Source organism: Bradyrhizobium sp. 2TAF24, from assembly GCF_052115025.1.
Classification (GTDB): domain Bacteria; phylum Pseudomonadota; class Alphaproteobacteria; order Rhizobiales; family Xanthobacteraceae; genus Bradyrhizobium_A.
In genome coordinates, this window is sequence record NZ_JBFRFW010000002.1 from 337,771 (window position 1) to 352,967 (window position 15,197).

Sequence of the window (15,197 nt, forward strand, 5' to 3'; positions counted from 1 at the left end):
ATCAGAGGCGGACGCGCTCCAGGATCCGGCTGGAGCCGCCGGCATGACTGCCTCGCTCGCTTCGAACCAGGACGCCCCATGCAGGTCAAACGCATCGTCGCCAACATCGGCGCCACCGACATCGGCAAGGCCCGCGCGTTCTATGGCGACCTGCTCGGCCTCGATCTTGTGATGGACCACGGCTGGATTGCGACATGGGGCTCGGCGCAGGCGATGACCGTGCAGGTCAGTATCGCCAGCGAAGGCGGCTCGGGTACGAAAGTGCCGGACCTGTCGATCGAAGTCGACGATCTCGAGGCCGCTCTCGCGCGCGTCCGGGCCGGCGGCATTCCACTGGAATACGGCCCGGCGGACGAACCCTGGGGCGTGCGCCGCTTCTATGTGCGTGATCCGTTCGGCCGCCTCGTCAACATTCTGACGCACACCGGCTGACCGGCAGCGGCGCGAGGCCGCCGCCCTGTGTAACCGACCGCCTCAGCCCGCCGCCGCGAAGGTTTCCGCCTGAGCCAACGCCCAGGCGCGCTTGAAGCGAGGATCCTCGGTTCCGTTGATGAGTTCGCCCGGCCGCAGTGACGGATAAAGCTTGTCGAACGACATCACCTCGACGCCAGACACGCGCCGCGAGAAATGCACCGGCTTCATTTCGTCGGGATGCATGAATCCGCCGGCCGCCGTCAGCTCGGCCAGCGCGTGCAGTGTCGCATGATGATAGTTGCAGACCCGTTCGAGCTTGTCGGGGATCACCAGCGCACGGTAGCGCGTCGGATCCTGGGTGGTGACCCCCGTCGGGCAGCGATCGGTATGACAGCTCAGCGACTGGATGCAACCGATCGAAAACATGAAGGCGCGCGCGGCGTTGCACCAGTCGGCGCCGATCGCCATGGCACGGGCGATGTCGAAGGCCGTGGCGATCTTGCCCGCCGCGCCGATCTTGATGCGGTCGCGTGCATTGATGCCGATCAAGGCGTTGTGAACGAAGTTGACGCCCTCACGCATCGGCATGCCGAGATTGTCCATGAATTCAAGCGGCGCGGCACCTGTGCCCCCCTCATTGCCGTCCACCACGATGAAATCCGGGTAGATGCCGGTCGCGAGCATCGCCTTGCAGATCGACAGGAATTCCCAGGGATGGCCGACGCAGAGCTTGAAGCCCGCGGGCTTGCCGCCGGACAGGCGCCGCATTTCGGCAATGAACTGCATCATGCCGACTGGCGTCGAGAACGCCTTGTGATAGGGCGGCGAGATGCAGTCCTTGCCCATGGGCACGCCACGGATCTCGGAAATCTCCTGTGACACCTTGGCCGCCGGCAGCACGCCGCCATGGCCGGGTTTGGCACCCTGGCTCAGCTTCAGCTCGACCATCCTGATCTGGTCGATGGTCGCGAGCTTCTCGAACTTCTCCGGATCGAAATTGCCGTCCGCGGTGCGGCAGCCGAAATAGCCGGAGCCGATCTCCCAGATGATGTCTCCGCCCATTTCACGGTGATAGGGGCTGAAACCGCCTTCGCCGGTATCCTGAGCGAAATCGCCCTTCTTGGCGCCGCCGTTCAACGCGCGAACGGCGTTGGGGCTGAGTGCGCCGAAGCTCATCGCGGAAATGTTGAAGATCGAGGCGGAGTAGGGCCTGGTACAGTCAGGGCCGCCGATGGTCAGGCGAAACTTCTCCGACGCCATCGGCTTCGGTGCCATCGAATGGTGCATCCATTCATAGCCCTCCTGATAGACGTCGTTCTGGGTGCCGAACGGCCGTTTGTCGAGGTCCATCTTGGCGCGCTGATACACCACCGCGCGAATGTCGCGGCTGAACGGCTTGCCGTCCTTCTCGCTTTCGAAGAAATACTGCCGCATCTCCGGCCGGATCTCCTCCAGCAGGAAGCGGATATGCGCCGAGATCGGATAGTTGCGCAGCACGGCGTGCCGCTTCTGGATCAGATCACGGAAACCGAGTGCCGTCAGCGCGCCGAACACGACCAGCGGCAGCAGCACGATATCGAAGGCCTTGTGGTCGACGATGCCGATGCCGAGCAGCAGCACGGTCACGACCGAACAGATTGTGAGGACAATGAAACGCGGCGTGAACGGCAGCATCAATGTATCCATAACCACCTCGTCTCCTGGCTCGGCCGGCACTGTTCACCCCCGGTCGCGCGGCCGCCCCGCGGTCGAACCGGGACGAGACTTATACACCATGCGCGGGCCGACAGGACGATCCTGCGTGATGCACTGCATCAAACCGCATGTGACCGGCTTCTGAAATGCGAAGAGCCGCGCAGGACCTGCGCGGCTCCTCAGTCCTCATTGCGATGCGCCGATCAGAGCAGGTGATAGAACAGGTAGTACAGGCTGCCCGACAGCACCATCGCGGCCGGCAGGGTCAGCACCCAGGCCAGGGCGATGTTGCGGATCGTGGCCCACTGCAGCCCCGATCCATTGGCGGCCATGGTGCCCGCGATGCCCGATGACAGCACGTGGGTGGTGGAGACCGGCAGGCCGTAACCATCCGCCGCCGCGATGGTGGCGGCAGCCGTGATCTCGGCGCAGGCGCCCTGGGCATAGGTCAGGTGGGTCTTGCCGATCTTCTCGCCGACCGTGACCACGATCCGCTTCCAGCCGATCATGGTGCCGAGGCCGAGCGCGATCGCCACCGCGATCTTCACCCAGGTCGGGATGAACTTGGTCGCAGCGTCCAGCGTGCCCTTGTAGCCGTTGAGGATATTGACCTCGTCAGCGCTGAGCTCGCTCTCCTTGTCCTTCATCAGGAAGCGGATCGCTTCCGAGGCGAGGTACATGTCGTTGCGGGTGTTGCCGACCGCTTCCGCGGGGAACTTGGCCAGCGAGCCATACTGTGTGACCTGCTGGCTGATGTCGCGCACCAGCACCGCCAGCGAGGGATAGGTGCCCTCGTTGATCTGATGGGCCGCGACATAGTTCGTCACCGCCGGACGCGGGTTGCCGAGCACATTGTAGCCAGCGGCCTTGCCCTCGATCACCTTGCTGGCAGCGGCCGAGCTCGCCACGAAATGCTCGGTCTGGCTCGCCGGCAGCGCGCGGTTGAGCGCGTAGGCGGTCGGCACCGTACCGATCAGGATCAGCATGATCAGACCCATGCCCTTCTGGCCGTCGTTGGAGCCGTGGAAGAACGACACCAGCGTGCAGGTGAGCACCAGGATGCCGCGGATCCAGATCGGCGGCGGCTGGTTGCCCTTCGGCTCGGCGAACAGCGCCGGCGCCGCGCGCAGCATCACGGTGCGCAGCACCAGCAGCAGCAGCGCGGCCAGCGCAAAGCCGAACAGCGGCGACAGCAGCAGCGCCTTGCCGATATTGCCGGCCTGCGACCAGTCCACACCGGAGGTGCCGCTGCGACCGTGCATCAGGGCATTGGTGATACCGACGCCGATAATCGAGCCGATCAGCGTGTGCGAGCTCGACGCCGGCAGGCCGAAATACCAGGTGCCGACATTCCAGGCGATCGCCGCGATCAGCAGCGCGAACACCATGGCGAAGCCGGCGCCGCTGCCGACCTGGAGGATCAGCTCGACCGGGAGCAGCGACACGATGCCGAACGCCACGGCACCGGACGACAGCAGCACGCCCAGCAGGTTGAACATGCCGGACCAGACCACGGCGACATGCGCGGGCATCGAACGGGTATAGATCACGGTCGCCACCGCATTGGCGGTGTCGTGGAAGCCGTTGACGAACTCGAAGCCGAGCGCGATCAGCAGCGCGACGAACAGCATGATGTAGGGCAGCAAGCTGGTCACGCGCGCGCCGGTGGCGTCGACGTCGACATAGATGCTGTAGGCAACGAACAGGAGCGCGGCAGCGACAATGCCGATGTAGATGACACCGGTCAGCGGGTGGAAGCCGCGATCGAGATCCGGTCCCTTCTGCAAGGCAGGCTCGATCGAGCCGGGTAAAGCAACGTCGCTCATGGTTAGGCCCCTGTTAATGGTACTGGGGGGAACCTTGACCGGCGCTGTTGAAATCTCGATGACAGAAACGGGAAAAAGCCGAAATTGCGTCCAGTCCCGCCGTTTTTGGGCCGCCTTCCGCGACGCGGCGAACTTTGATGTCCAAACATTGCTGCGCGGGCGCGCGACGCTATCAATAGCGCCACCGCACACTTGCGTCATCAATAGATAGTCGAAAGTCGCCCGCGCGGACGCCAGTGTCCCCGGTTCGCAAGTTCACCGCACTTGCAGCAACCTCCGTACCAGCTTGCGAACCGATCAGGACACTAGATCACGTCCATCACGATCTGCTCGGCGGCCACCTCGAGCTCCGCCGGGCGGGGCGCTGCCGTCGCGGCCGGGTCGATCACCACCGCCCAGTGCGGCGGCGCGCGATCCCTGACCCGCATCAGCCCCGCCAGAGAAAACCGCCTCTCGGTGCTGCAGGCATGCAGCGAGACCACGATGAAGTCGGGCCTGTCGGCGCTCCCCGCGTAGGGCAGCAGCAGCAGCTCGATGGTCACCGGGCAACCGTCCATGTCGGACACCGGCACGATCGCGAAGATCGGCAGCTCCGCCGCTACACATGCCTTCCAGATCGGCATCGCGACCTCGGCCATTGCCGGATCGAGGCAGTCACGAATGGTGCGCCCGGTCATCGCCGCATCATAGATGGCCCCGACGCGCTCGCCTGCTTTCAGGCAGCGAAAGTCGACGCCATCGCCGCTGCGCACCACTTCGCACAGCAGCAGGTCCAGCGCATCGCCGGCGCGCTCATTCGGCTCGAAGCTCGCGATGGTCGGCACCGCCCTGCCGGACCGCGCGCGAAACCAGTCGCGCACCAGGCTGACCTGCCGGATCGATCTGACGATGCTGATGTGCGATCTCTGGAATTGCATGCGGCTCATCGGCCTCGGAATCTCGAAATCAGGAGGCGGGAAAACGCGACTTATGCAGCAAAACGTCCATGGCGCGCAACGCGCGGACGACAGCTATAAATGATTCGTGTGCGCTGAGAAGCATATGATGACGCCGGCAAAGCACGCGCCAACGCCTGTGTCATCCATCACCGGCCGCGCCGATCGCGACCGGTGTTGAACAATCGATCTCAGGCCGATGGCGCTGCCTGCAGCGCGGACCACACCTTCATCGGCGTCAGCGGCGCATGCAGGTTCTTCACACCGGCGCCGCTCAGCGCGTCCATCACCGCATTGACCACACAGGGCGGGCCGCCGATCGCGCCGGACTCGCCGCAGCCCTTGGAGCCGAGCGGATTGGTGCGGCAGGGCGCCGATTCATCCAGCGTCACGCGGATATCGGGCACGTCGTCGGCGCGCGGGATGCAGTAGTCCTGATAGGTCGCGGTCAGCAGCTGGCCGTCCGGATCATAGACCACGCCCTCATAGAGCGCCTGGCCGATGCCCTGGGCGACGCCGCCATGGATCTGGCCGCCGACCAGCATCGGATTGACGGCGACACCGACGTCATCGACCGTGGTGTAGCGCGCCACACGCGTGATCCCGGTCTGCGGATCGATCTCGACCTCGCAGATATGGCTGCCGTTCGGCCAGCTCGGCCCGTCGACCTTGCCCTCGCTGTCGACGCTGAGTCGTTCGCCGGCCTCTCTCTTGGCGAGATCGAACAGGCTGACGCGGCGGTCCGTGCCTGCGACCGTCAGCCACCCGCCATTGTACTCGATGTCACCGACACCGGCCTCCAGCACATTGGCCGCGCTCTCGCGCGCCTTGGTGATCAGGTCGCTCGCCGACACCACCGCCGCGGTGCCGCCAACGAACAGCGAGCGCGAGCCGACGCTGCCAAAGCCCTGCGCGAGGTCCGTATCGCCCTGCACCACCTGGATCTTGTCCATCGGAATCCCGAGCGCGGCGCTGACCATCTGCGAATAGGCCGTCTCGAGCCCTTGCCCCATCGCCTGGGTGCCGGAATGCAGCACGACGCGACCGTCGCCGGTGGCATGCAGGCTGACCTTCTCGTTGTGCACGGTGCCGCCGGTCCACTCGATGTAGCTGGCAAGGCCGCGGCCGTAGAGCAGGCCCTTCGACTTTGCCGCACGCTTGCGCGCGGCAAAGCCGTCCCAGTCGGCAAGCTCCGATGCGCGGTCGAGCATATGCGCGAACGCGCCGCTGTCGTAGGTCTGGCCGGTCGCGGTGCGATAGGGCATCTGGCCCGGCTTGATGAAGTTGATCTTGCGCAGCTTGCGCGGATCCATGCCGATCTGCCGCGCGGCGGCGTCCATCAGCCGTTCGACGATGTACACCGCCTCGGGGCGACCCGCGCCGCGATAGGCGCCGACCGGCGCGGTATTGGTCATCACCGCCTTGACGTCGATGTGCACCAGCGGCAGGTCGTAGGTGCCGGTGGCGACGAACGGCCCGAGGATCAGCGGGATCAGCACGCCGGTGCCGCTGAGATAGGCACCGGTGCCGCCGATCGAACGCACACGGAATGCCTGCACCCGCCCCTTGGCGTCGAGCGCGAACTCCGCGGTCGACGTCAGATCGCGGCCATGGGTACCGCCGAGGAATTCGTCGGTGCGATCACCGCGCCAGCGCACCTTGCGCTTCAGCTTCACCGCCGCGTAGGCGACGACGCCGTCTTCCGGATAGACGCCGGTCTTCTGGCCGAAGCCGCCGCCAATGTCGCCGACGAGAATATGCACGCTGTCTTTCGGACGCTTCAGCACCGCATCCGCCAGCGTGTCGCGGGTGGTGGTCGGCGTCTGGGTCTGCATGTGCAGCGTCAGGCGGCCGGTCTTGGCATCGACCTCGGCGATGGTCGAGCGCGGCTCCATGGCGGCCGGCGCGAGGCGCTGGCTGACGACATCGAGCGACACCACATGGGCCGCGGCCTTGAACGCCGCCTCGACCGCCGCGGCGTCGCCATAGCTGGTGGCGGCGACGATGTTGTCCGGCGCCTGCGGCCACACCGCCGGCGCACCCGGCGCGATCGCCGCCTGCGGATCGGTGACGGCCGGCAACACCTCATAGTCGACCGCGATCGCTTCCGCCGCAGCCTGCGCGGCCGCGCGCGACGTGGCGACCACCGCAGCGACGGCCTCGCCGGTGAAGCGCACGACCTCGTGCGCCAGCAGGCGGCGCTCGGGGAAGGTCATCGGCGAGCCATCGGGCCGCTTGAACACCGGCAGGGTCGGCAACGAGCCGATGCCATCGGCCATGAGATCAGCGCCGGTGAAGATCGCTTCCACACCGGGCATCGCCCGCGCGGCGGCGGTGTCGATCGCGGTGATGCGGGCATGGGCGTGCGGGGAGCGCAGCAGCACCAGCCACAGCGCGTCGGCATGCGCGATGTCGTCGACATAACGGCCGTGACCGGTGACGAGGCGCTGATCCTCGACACGCCGCACCGGCTGGCCGGCGCCGAACCGCAGCTCCTTGGGCAGAATATTCATCGCGTCATCCCTCTCGCAAGCCGGCCGCAGGAGGCCTCGCCGGCTGGTCGCCGCTCGGGGACGTCAGGCCGTCGCAAGGAATGCCACCCGACGAAATTTCGCGAGGCAACGCACGATGACCCCGCCTCCGGCGGACAGTTCGGTTCGATGTATTGCGACGGCACGATGAACGCAACGGGCAACCCCCATGGCAGTCACCCCGCCGTAACCGGCGTCGCCGCCTACGCACGCGGCGCCTCAGTGTCCATCCACCAGCCTGCGACAGGACGGGCTGAGCTTGTCGTGGTTCTGCAGCAGGCATTGATGGACGGCCATATCGCCATCGCTCATCACCTTGCGGCAGTGACGCGACACATCATGGGAGCAGGCCCGCTCCTGCGCCTTGCGCGTATCGTCCTGGGCACGCGCCGGACCTGCGACGCCCGTGACGGTCGGGACAAGGGCGAACAGCACAGCAAGGCGGGACCATGTCGGCGCGGAATGCTTCATGACGGCCCTCAAGATCTCACGGAATGAAGACCCCTTACCCTATCCGATAGCTGGCCCTGCGGGTACCCAGGAAAGGGCCGCGTGACGCTCCGCACCGCCAGAGTAGCGCTCCGGCCCCGGCCAGACAGCGGGGTTTTCGTGGGCTCGCCATGCTGCATGCCCCGAGGGGGCGACGGCCCGCGCCGGATACGACACCGGGCCTGGCGCTCCTCCGGGCCCGGCAGGCCGCCGGCGACGCCGGCCCAGCCCCTACGCCGCGGACCGACGGTCGACGCGCGACACCGCGACGAACGAGACCACGGCGCACAGCATGATATAAACTGCGATCGAGGCCCAGTTGCCGCTGAATTCGCTCAGCAGCCAGGTGGCGACCAGCGGCGCCGTTCCGCCGGCGACCGCGGCGCCGATCTGGGAGCCGAGGGTGATGCCGGTGTAGCGCACCCGGGTCGAGAAGATCTCCGACATCAGCGTGCCCAGCGTGGCGACGATCGGCGCCCAGATCAGGCCGACAGTGACGACGGTGGCGAGCGTGATGCTCCAGGGCTGGCGCAGGTCGAGCAGATAGAAATAGGGAAACGCGAACGCCGCCATCAGCACGGTGCCGGTCAGAAAGACGGCCTTGCGACCGATCCGGTCCGACAGCCCGCCCATGATCGGGATCATGCAGACGGTGACCAGTGACGCGATGGTGATGGCGTTGAGCACCGTCACCTTCTCGAACTTCAGCGTGCCCGTGGCGTAGCCGACGACGAAGGTGGTGAAGACGTAGAACGGCGCGGTCTCCACGACCTTCGCGCCGGTCGCGATCAGCACCTCGCGCCAGTGATAACGCACGGTGTCGATGAGCGGGATCTTGGCGACATCGCCGCTCTGCTTGGCCTTCTTGAAGTCCGGCGTCTCGTCGATGCCGTTGCGGATCCACAGCCCCAGGAACACCAGCACCGCGCTGAGCAGGAACGGCACACGCCAGCCCCAGGCGATGAATTCGGCGTCCGGCAGGATCGACATCAGCGTCATGGCGAGCGTCGCCAGCAGCATGCCGAGCGGTACGCCCATCTGCGGGATACTGCCGGCGAAGCCGCGACGATTCTCGGGCGCGTACTCATAGGCCAGCAGCAGTGCGCCGCCCCATTCGCCGGAGATGCCGAGGCCCTGGATCACGCGCAGCGTCACCAGCAGGATCGGCGCCCACACGCCGATGCGGTCATAGCCCGGCAGCAGGCCGATCAGGAAGGTCGCAAACCCCATGCAGGACAGCGTCAGCACCAGCGTCTTCTTGCGGCCGATGCGGTCGCCGATATGAGCAAACACGAAGCCGCCGAACGGCCGCACGAAGAACGGCAGCGAGAAGGAGAGATAGGACAGCAGCAGCGCGACGACAGGGTCGTAGTTCGGGAAGAACAGGCGATTGAAGACGAGGCCGGCCACCGTGCCGTAGAGAAAGTAATCGAACCACTCGATGGCGCTGCCGGTCAGGCTGGCGAACAGGACCTTGGTTTTCAGTCCGTCGCCGATAGAGGCCGGCGCGGCGGCCACCTCCACATTGGTCGTGCTGCTCATGTTGATTCCCCCTTATGTCCGATCTTTGATGTTCGGGGGGACGCGACGCGTCCCCCCGCAGGCGATGTCGGATCGCTTGTTGGCGCGGCGCGATGGCCTCACGCGGCCGGGCGCGCGAAGGCCTGCAGATCCGCAATGGTGCGGGTGATGACGGCCAAGACCTGCGCCCGTTCTTCGCCGACCAGCGGCAGGCGCGGCGCGCGGGTCCATTCCGGCGCGCCATAGACGAGGTGCTCGGCGAGCTTGATGTACTGCACCAGCTTGACATGGGTATCGAGATGGAAAGCCGGCGTCATCAGGCGGTAAAGCCCGAGCGCCTCGGCAAAGCGGCCCCTGGCGCAGAGATTGAAGATGCCGACGCACTCCCGCGGCCAGGCGTTGGTCATGCCGGAGACCCAGCCGGTAGCGCCCAGCGCCATGCTCTCGACGATCAGGTCGTCGACGCCGCAGAAGATCTGGAAACGGTTGCCGAGCGCGACATACATGTCGGTGATGCGGCGGATGTCGCCGGTCTCTTCCTTGATGCAGACGATCGACGGCGTATCCGCGAGCTCGGCCAGGATGGCAGGCGTGACGTCGACGCCATAGGCGATCGGGTTGTTGTAGATCATGATCGGCAGCGGCGTCGCCGCGGCGATCGCCTTGTACCAGGCCGCGGTCTCGCGCGGATCGGTCTTGTAGCCGAGGCTCGGGAACACCATCAGACCCTCGGCGCCGAAGCGCTCATAGGCGCGGGCAGAGGCGGTCGCCGCCTCCAGCGAGATCTCGGCAAGACCCGACAGCAGCGGCACGCGGCCGTCGACGACCTCGGCCGCGGCGCGGATCACGCTCTCCCGCTCCTCCGGGCGCAGCGAGGCGTTCTCGCCCAGCATCGGCAGCACGATGACCCCGGACACGCCGCTCTCGATCAGCCGGTTGATGCTGGCTTGCGTCGCCTTGAGGTCGACGGCGCCGTCCTCTCGCATCTTGGTGGTGACGGCAGGGAAAACGCCCTTCCAGACGGTCATCGACAGGTATCCTTTCCTCGTTCGGACCGCTTTGTGTCCGCTTTGTGATTGGATCCAATCTACAATTAGACAAAATCAGATGTCCAGCTTCATTTGCGGGCGGCGGCGTGGTATACTCAACGCCTGAAATAACTTTGTAATTTCAGATTGTTATCCGAATCTGGAGGCAATCTGCCCGACCGATGGCTGAACATGTCGCCGAGACTGCCCTCTCCGAAAGCACACCGGATCAAGCGCCAGAGCATCCCGGACTCGCTGGCGGAGTCCCTGCGCGAACGCATCCTCAACGGCGAGTTCAGGGAGGGCGACCCGCTGGTGCAGGAGACCATTGCGGCCGAATACGACGTCAGCCGCATGCCGGTGCGCGAGGCACTGCGTCAGCTGGAAGCATCAGGCCTCGTCAAGCTGACGACCCACAAGGGCGCAGTTGTCACCTCCCTGCCCAGCGAGCAGATCAGCGAGCTGTTCGACCTGCGAGCGATGCTGGAATGCGACCTGCTGGCGCGGGCGCTGCCCCACATCACGACAGATGATCTCGCCACCTCCCGCGCGGTGCTGGCGCAGCTCGAGGACGCCTATCACCGCGAGGATGTCGGCTCCTGGGGCCGGCTGAACTGGGAATTCCACCGCAGCCTGTATCTGCCCGCCAACCGGGTGCAGACGCTGGCGGTGGTGCAGGGTATCAACCTGCAGACCGATCGCTACATCCGCCTGCAGCTGCTGCTGACCGGCGCGGTCGCCGACGCCGAGGTCGAGCATCGCGAAATCCTGCGGCTGTGCGAGGAAGGCGACGCCGAGCACGCCGTGCCCTACCTGAAGCGCCACATTCTGTCGGCAGGCCGCAACCTGCTGGCGGCGATCAAGGACCGCCACGCCGCGGATGCGGCGTAGCGATGCCGCACGCGCGGGCGGCGTCCATCAGGACGCGCCGCGAAAGCGGCGGAACGTCATTTATCGGCGTGAGGAAAAGGCGCTGGCGATCCCGGGAAGACTCGAACTTCCGACCTACGGTTTAGGAAACCGTCGCTCTATCCGGCTGAGCTACGGGACCGACGGCCCCTGCATAGCAAAGCCGGGACGAAGATGCTACCCGCGCGACGGCGCCTGTCACGATCTCGACGTCACCTGGCTGCCACAAGTCCTGATCGCCTGGTCATGGCATAGCGGCCCGCCTTCACACAGGCCACGACAACGGCGACCAGGCAGCGCAGCCATGGCTGACCGACAATCGCAGCGTCCCAGCCCATGCCAACCGACTACAAACACGCACTTCGATCACTGACCTGCAGTCTGGTCAGCTTTCGGTTCTGATCGACCGACCAATTGACCGAGACTGTCACGCCGCAGACGAGGCTGGACCACTGGTACGTCATCCACCGTGTATCTGGAGGGCACTCGCCGAAGCGAACCACACGACCTTCCCTCGCTTCCAGCCGGCAAGCATAGAGCGCAGGCTCGTCCTTGAAACCCTGCCTTAGCAACACGGACCTCAGCAGCGCTTCGTCCGTACCATGCGGAAATCTGGCGTTGAGGGTATCCGTCATCTGCTGATCTGCACCTGCAAACCGCGCCGCATCGCCGAGTATCGCCGGCGGCCCCCAATTATAGCTGAAGTACAGCCAGACTGCGCCGGCGCCGAAAGGCGAGAATATGAGCGCAAACGAAACCCACAGCGCCCAACGCTGCTCATTGAGCGCAAACTTGCGCAGCGCGAAAGCGAACGATGCGATCAAAAGCACGACCGATACCGGAACAAGGTAAGTGTAGCGGGCCAGTGTGACCGCAAGCAGACCTGTCAGCAGGCTTCCGGCGAAGCCGACCAGATTTCGCCTCACGATCGCCAACAGGGAAGCCGCGATCGACATACAAAGGAAAACAAAAATCCCTTGATCCGGCCAAAACATCCCGCGCTCCCACAGCCGCTGAGGACCAGTAGTAACCTAAACTCTCGCTTCAGTGTAAGCGACCGATAGTGCGCTGGCCTGCTTGAGACCTCGAAACCAGAGGCCACCTATGGGAGCGGACAACCAACCGACAAGCGGATGCCAAAGCGGCACCGCAGCCGTCACGCCTGGCGACCGCAGCAGAACACCCGGACTGCAGGTGCAGCAAAGTGAAGATGCCTGGCGGCCTCGCCGTTGAGCAGGCCATTCTTCGCGCGCCCCCGAATGGCTAAAGCCGCGGTTGAGAACCCGCCGCCGATATCACCTTTTGATGACGTTGCCGCCCTGTCATACGGGGCCTCGGTCCAGCTATCGCGACCTAGCTCCCGCACAGCTGCCGCGCGTCCAACAAACGGCGAACGGGACCATCATGTGACGCGTCGCACACTGGCTTGGCCAACGTCAGCGCCTCGCCGCGACGGGCATCATCGAGCGAGGCTGCCAGCATCGCCCTGAGCGGGACTCCGACCGCCGGCAGAAGCGGCCGCCATGCATCCTCTTCCGCAAGTCCCGCACGAGCCTCTCGCTCGGCGCCGGCACGATCGTTCAGATCGAGCAGGCGCCCGGCGAGCATCAGATGCGCGCGCGGATCACGCGGATACTGCTTCACGAGATCCTGTGCTCTTGCGGTGACTTCCGCGGCACTCTTCGGGTATCGTTCGGCAGGAATGAATTGCGCCATCAAGGAAACGCTCTCGTAGTTTCGCGCAACGCCGAACACCGGATAGGCCAACGCCAGCGTGGACACGCAGGCGATGGCCGCAGCGATCCTGCGGCCGCTCGGCAGCGGTGATGCCGACGACCAGACGGCCAAAATCAACAGCCCGGCCGCCACGCCGCCAACGGCGCCGCCGAAGTGAGCGCCATAGTCGACCTTCTTTCCACTCAGCGCGCCCGTGAGCGGCAGCAATGCCGGAATCAGCACATAGATCGCATTCCTCTGCAGGGTTGCTCTCAGTCGACCTACCGGAAAATGCCGGCTGGTCACCAGCATGGCGGCAAACAGCCCCGTGATCGCGCCGGACGCTCCGACCGAGACGATCGAAGCGCCATTGAACATCAACGATCCCAGCGATCCGCACACCGCCCCCGCGGCATAGATCAGTCCGAACCAGGCGCGCCCAACCAGATGTTCGTAGCGAAGCCCCGCGACGAACAAAGCGACGCAGTTGAGCAGGAGATGCATGATATCGATGTGCAGGAACGGCGCCGAGAGCAGCCGGTACCAATCGCCTGCGATGACGAGCGATCGCGCCAACCCGCCCATCGCCACCAGCGTCGCGATCGACGGCTGCAGCGGCCCGGTCAGCGGACCGACTCCGAACCTGATCTCGGCTGCGAAAACCGCAACCAGCACGGCCAGGATCGCGACCGTCAGGACCGGAAATGTCTTTGGCGCCGTCGCCACCGTGGGCGGCACGAGGTCGGCGTCCGCCTCACGCGGCGACGCCAGGAGACGTTCGATGAAGGCGGCAAGCCCGACCGACCTGATCAGCGGGCGATGCGAGCTCCAGACCCGCCCGGACGCCGGATCGACCGTCATCGCGACGGGAATGACTTTCGCACGCCACTTCCGCTTGTAGGTGTGTAGCCGCTGCTCCTGCCCCGGCGATGGCGGGCCGATCTCGATGATCGTGATCGACAGCGGCATCTTCGCGCCGTTGACACGGCCGGTATAGTGCAGACAGCCGTCGCCGATCTGCCGGACATCCTCGACAGACAGCGCGAACTCCCGGCCCGGATGCGCCTCCCGATCGACCAGGCAGACCATGTTCAGCGTAAGACCATCCGACATGGTCAGCACGACGTCGCTGGCCAGGGCCAGTCCTGTGGCCTTCGGCACATGCGTGATACGATAGCCTTTCTTCGCCACGAGCTGCTTTGCGAGATAGCTGCAGAACGTGTCCACCGACATCACCGAGCCTCGCGCGTGAAGCTCCGGCCCATCACTGTCCGACATTAAAAGCATCCCGATGAAAATAACGACGCCCGCACGGGCAGGCGCCTCGATCAGAAAATTGAATACAAGGAAGACTACACCAAAAACGTACTGCGGAAAGCAGGTTGTGGCGCGGCTGCACAGCCCGGCTGTTCAGGATCCCGCCGTGCGGGCTTTGTCACGGACAGGTCGTCACCTGATTGCTGCAGATCCCGGTCACCCAGCCGCGACGCGGCGGCTCGCCGGTGAGATGCGCCGTCACCTCGGCATACGTGCCCGAGCAGCTGTGGACATGGTCGATGATCGCCGAATCCGGGCCGCTCGATCCGTCGCGCGACTGCAGCTTGGCGGATATGGCGCCATCGGCCTTCGGCGCCCGCCGCAGCTCCGGACGGTTGATCGTAAACCGCACTTTGTCGCCGAACACCCAGCCCGGCCCGGCGAACACCAGTCGATCGCCCTTGCCGCTGCCGTAGTCGACAACCCTGACGTCCCTGACCAGCAGCCAGCCATCGCGGCTGCCCATGATGCGAAATTCGGCCGCGTAGGAATCGCCGTCCTGCTGCTCCGGCGGCGGCACCCGGGCAATGACGGCAGCATCCAGCCGCGGCGCAGCCCGCACATTGAGGCCGGCCGGATCGCTATCGCTCGACCAGCCGGCAATGGCGCAGGCCGTCGCGCCGCTCGTATCCACGGGCGTCTCCGACCGCGCGGCGCCGGCGCAGAGGCAGGCGGTGAGCCCCACGATCGTCAACCCCAACAGTCCTGTTCTCATATGCATCTCGCTTGTCGCGTTTCATATCGGAAAGAGAGTCGCATGAGAAACAAGGGAAGTTCAAAGATGCCGCCCGCCTTCGCAGGTTCCATGGCCCGCCT

General features: G+C 65.4%; 12 protein-coding genes and 1 tRNA gene. 2 read left to right on the forward strand and 11 right to left on the reverse strand.

All coding sequences use genetic code 11. The features are described from left to right. Positions 1 to 78: 78 nt before the first annotated feature. Positions 79 to 432: a VOC family protein gene (locus tag AB4Z37_RS04820; protein ID WP_441515541.1), complete on the forward strand. Its 354-nt coding sequence runs from the start codon at positions 79 to 81 to the stop codon at positions 430 to 432. Between the two features lie 42 nt (positions 433 to 474). Here AB4Z37_RS04820 and AB4Z37_RS04825 read toward each other — a convergent pair whose 3' ends face one another. From AB4Z37_RS04825 to AB4Z37_RS04855, 7 genes are all read right to left on the reverse strand, one after another. Further along, entirely contained in the window at positions 475 to 2,100 is a 1,626-nt protein-coding gene (locus tag AB4Z37_RS04825; RefSeq protein WP_441515542.1) for an FMN-binding glutamate synthase family protein, read from the reverse strand. A gap of 212 nt (positions 2,101 to 2,312) precedes the next feature. Beyond that, the gene (locus AB4Z37_RS04830) at positions 2,313 to 3,935 is read right to left on the reverse strand and encodes an inorganic phosphate transporter (RefSeq protein WP_441515543.1); all 1,623 of its coding nucleotides are present in this window, start codon (positions 3,933 to 3,935) and stop codon (positions 2,313 to 2,315) included. A 305-nt stretch (positions 3,936 to 4,240) separates the two neighbouring features. After that, the gene (locus AB4Z37_RS04835) at positions 4,241 to 4,852 is read right to left on the reverse strand and encodes a PAS domain-containing protein (RefSeq protein ID WP_441515544.1); all 612 of its coding nucleotides are present in this window, start codon (positions 4,850 to 4,852) and stop codon (positions 4,241 to 4,243) included. A 209-nt stretch (positions 4,853 to 5,061) separates the two neighbouring features. Continuing rightward, positions 5,062 to 7,383 carry a xanthine dehydrogenase family protein molybdopterin-binding subunit gene (locus AB4Z37_RS04840; RefSeq protein ID WP_441515545.1) on the reverse strand — a complete coding sequence of 774 codons (2,322 nt, stop codon included), beginning with the start codon at positions 7,381 to 7,383 and terminating at the stop codon, positions 5,062 to 5,064. Positions 7,384 to 7,620: 237 nt separating this feature from the next. Further along, the gene (locus tag AB4Z37_RS04845; RefSeq protein WP_441515546.1) at positions 7,621 to 7,872 is read right to left on the reverse strand and encodes a hypothetical protein; all 252 of its coding nucleotides are present in this window, start codon (positions 7,870 to 7,872) and stop codon (positions 7,621 to 7,623) included. Positions 7,873 to 8,121: 249 nt separating this feature from the next. Next, positions 8,122 to 9,432: an MFS transporter gene (locus tag AB4Z37_RS04850; RefSeq protein ID WP_441515547.1), complete on the reverse strand. Its 1,311-nt coding sequence runs from the start codon at positions 9,430 to 9,432 to the stop codon at positions 8,122 to 8,124. A gap of 98 nt (positions 9,433 to 9,530) precedes the next feature. After that, positions 9,531 to 10,439, reverse strand: a complete 909-nt coding sequence (locus AB4Z37_RS04855; RefSeq protein WP_441515548.1) for a dihydrodipicolinate synthase family protein — start codon at positions 10,437 to 10,439, stop codon at positions 9,531 to 9,533. A gap of 192 nt (positions 10,440 to 10,631) precedes the next feature. On the opposite strand from AB4Z37_RS04855, the gene AB4Z37_RS04860 reads away from it, so the two are divergent. Then, positions 10,632 to 11,330, forward strand: a complete 699-nt coding sequence (locus AB4Z37_RS04860) for a GntR family transcriptional regulator (RefSeq protein ID WP_441515549.1) — start codon at positions 10,632 to 10,634, stop codon at positions 11,328 to 11,330. A gap of 83 nt (positions 11,331 to 11,413) precedes the next feature. On the opposite strand, the gene AB4Z37_RS04865 is transcribed toward AB4Z37_RS04860, so the two are convergent. The 4 genes from AB4Z37_RS04865 to AB4Z37_RS04880 all read right to left on the reverse strand — a co-directional run bounded on the left by AB4Z37_RS04865 (position 11,414) and on the right by AB4Z37_RS04880 (position 15,015). Further along, a tRNA-Arg gene (locus AB4Z37_RS04865) sits at positions 11,414 to 11,490 on the reverse strand. Between the two features lie 205 nt (positions 11,491 to 11,695). Further along, positions 11,696 to 12,343: a hypothetical protein gene (locus AB4Z37_RS04870; RefSeq protein WP_441515550.1), complete on the reverse strand. Its 648-nt coding sequence runs from the start codon at positions 12,341 to 12,343 to the stop codon at positions 11,696 to 11,698. A 358-nt stretch (positions 12,344 to 12,701) separates the two neighbouring features. After that, positions 12,702 to 14,297, reverse strand: a complete 1,596-nt coding sequence (locus AB4Z37_RS04875) for a rhomboid family intramembrane serine protease (RefSeq protein ID WP_441515551.1) — start codon at positions 14,295 to 14,297, stop codon at positions 12,702 to 12,704. A 202-nt stretch (positions 14,298 to 14,499) separates the two neighbouring features. Further along, entirely contained in the window at positions 14,500 to 15,015 is a 516-nt protein-coding gene (locus AB4Z37_RS04880; protein WP_441515552.1) for a hypothetical protein, read from the reverse strand. Positions 15,016 to 15,197: the final 182 nt, after the last annotated feature.

Coding starts and splice junctions, on each gene's coding strand:
- AB4Z37_RS04855 (WP_441515548.1), bottom strand. CDS start 10,439: ATGACCGTCTGGAAGGGCGTTTTCCCTGCCGTCACCACCAAGATGCGA.
- AB4Z37_RS04835 (WP_441515544.1), bottom strand. CDS start 4,852: ATGCAATTCCAGAGATCGCACATCAGCATCGTCAGATCGATCCGGCAG.
- AB4Z37_RS04830 (WP_441515543.1), bottom strand. CDS start 3,935: ATGAGCGACGTTGCTTTACCCGGCTCGATCGAGCCTGCCTTGCAGAAG.
- AB4Z37_RS04825 (WP_441515542.1), bottom strand. CDS start 2,100: ATGGATACATTGATGCTGCCGTTCACGCCGCGTTTCATTGTCCTCACA.
- AB4Z37_RS04875 (WP_441515551.1), bottom strand. CDS start 14,297: ATGTCGGTGGACACGTTCTGCAGCTATCTCGCAAAGCAGCTCGTGGCG.
- AB4Z37_RS04845 (WP_441515546.1), bottom strand. CDS start 7,872: ATGAAGCATTCCGCGCCGACATGGTCCCGCCTTGCTGTGCTGTTCGCC.
- AB4Z37_RS04870 (WP_441515550.1), bottom strand. CDS start 12,343: ATGTTTTGGCCGGATCAAGGGATTTTTGTTTTCCTTTGTATGTCGATC.
- AB4Z37_RS04850 (WP_441515547.1), bottom strand. CDS start 9,432: ATGAGCAGCACGACCAATGTGGAGGTGGCCGCCGCGCCGGCCTCTATC.
- AB4Z37_RS04840 (WP_441515545.1), bottom strand. CDS start 7,383: ATGAATATTCTGCCCAAGGAGCTGCGGTTCGGCGCCGGCCAGCCGGTG.
- AB4Z37_RS04820 (WP_441515541.1), top strand. CDS start 79: ATGCAGGTCAAACGCATCGTCGCCAACATCGGCGCCACCGACATCGGC.
- AB4Z37_RS04860 (WP_441515549.1), top strand. CDS start 10,632: ATGTCGCCGAGACTGCCCTCTCCGAAAGCACACCGGATCAAGCGCCAG.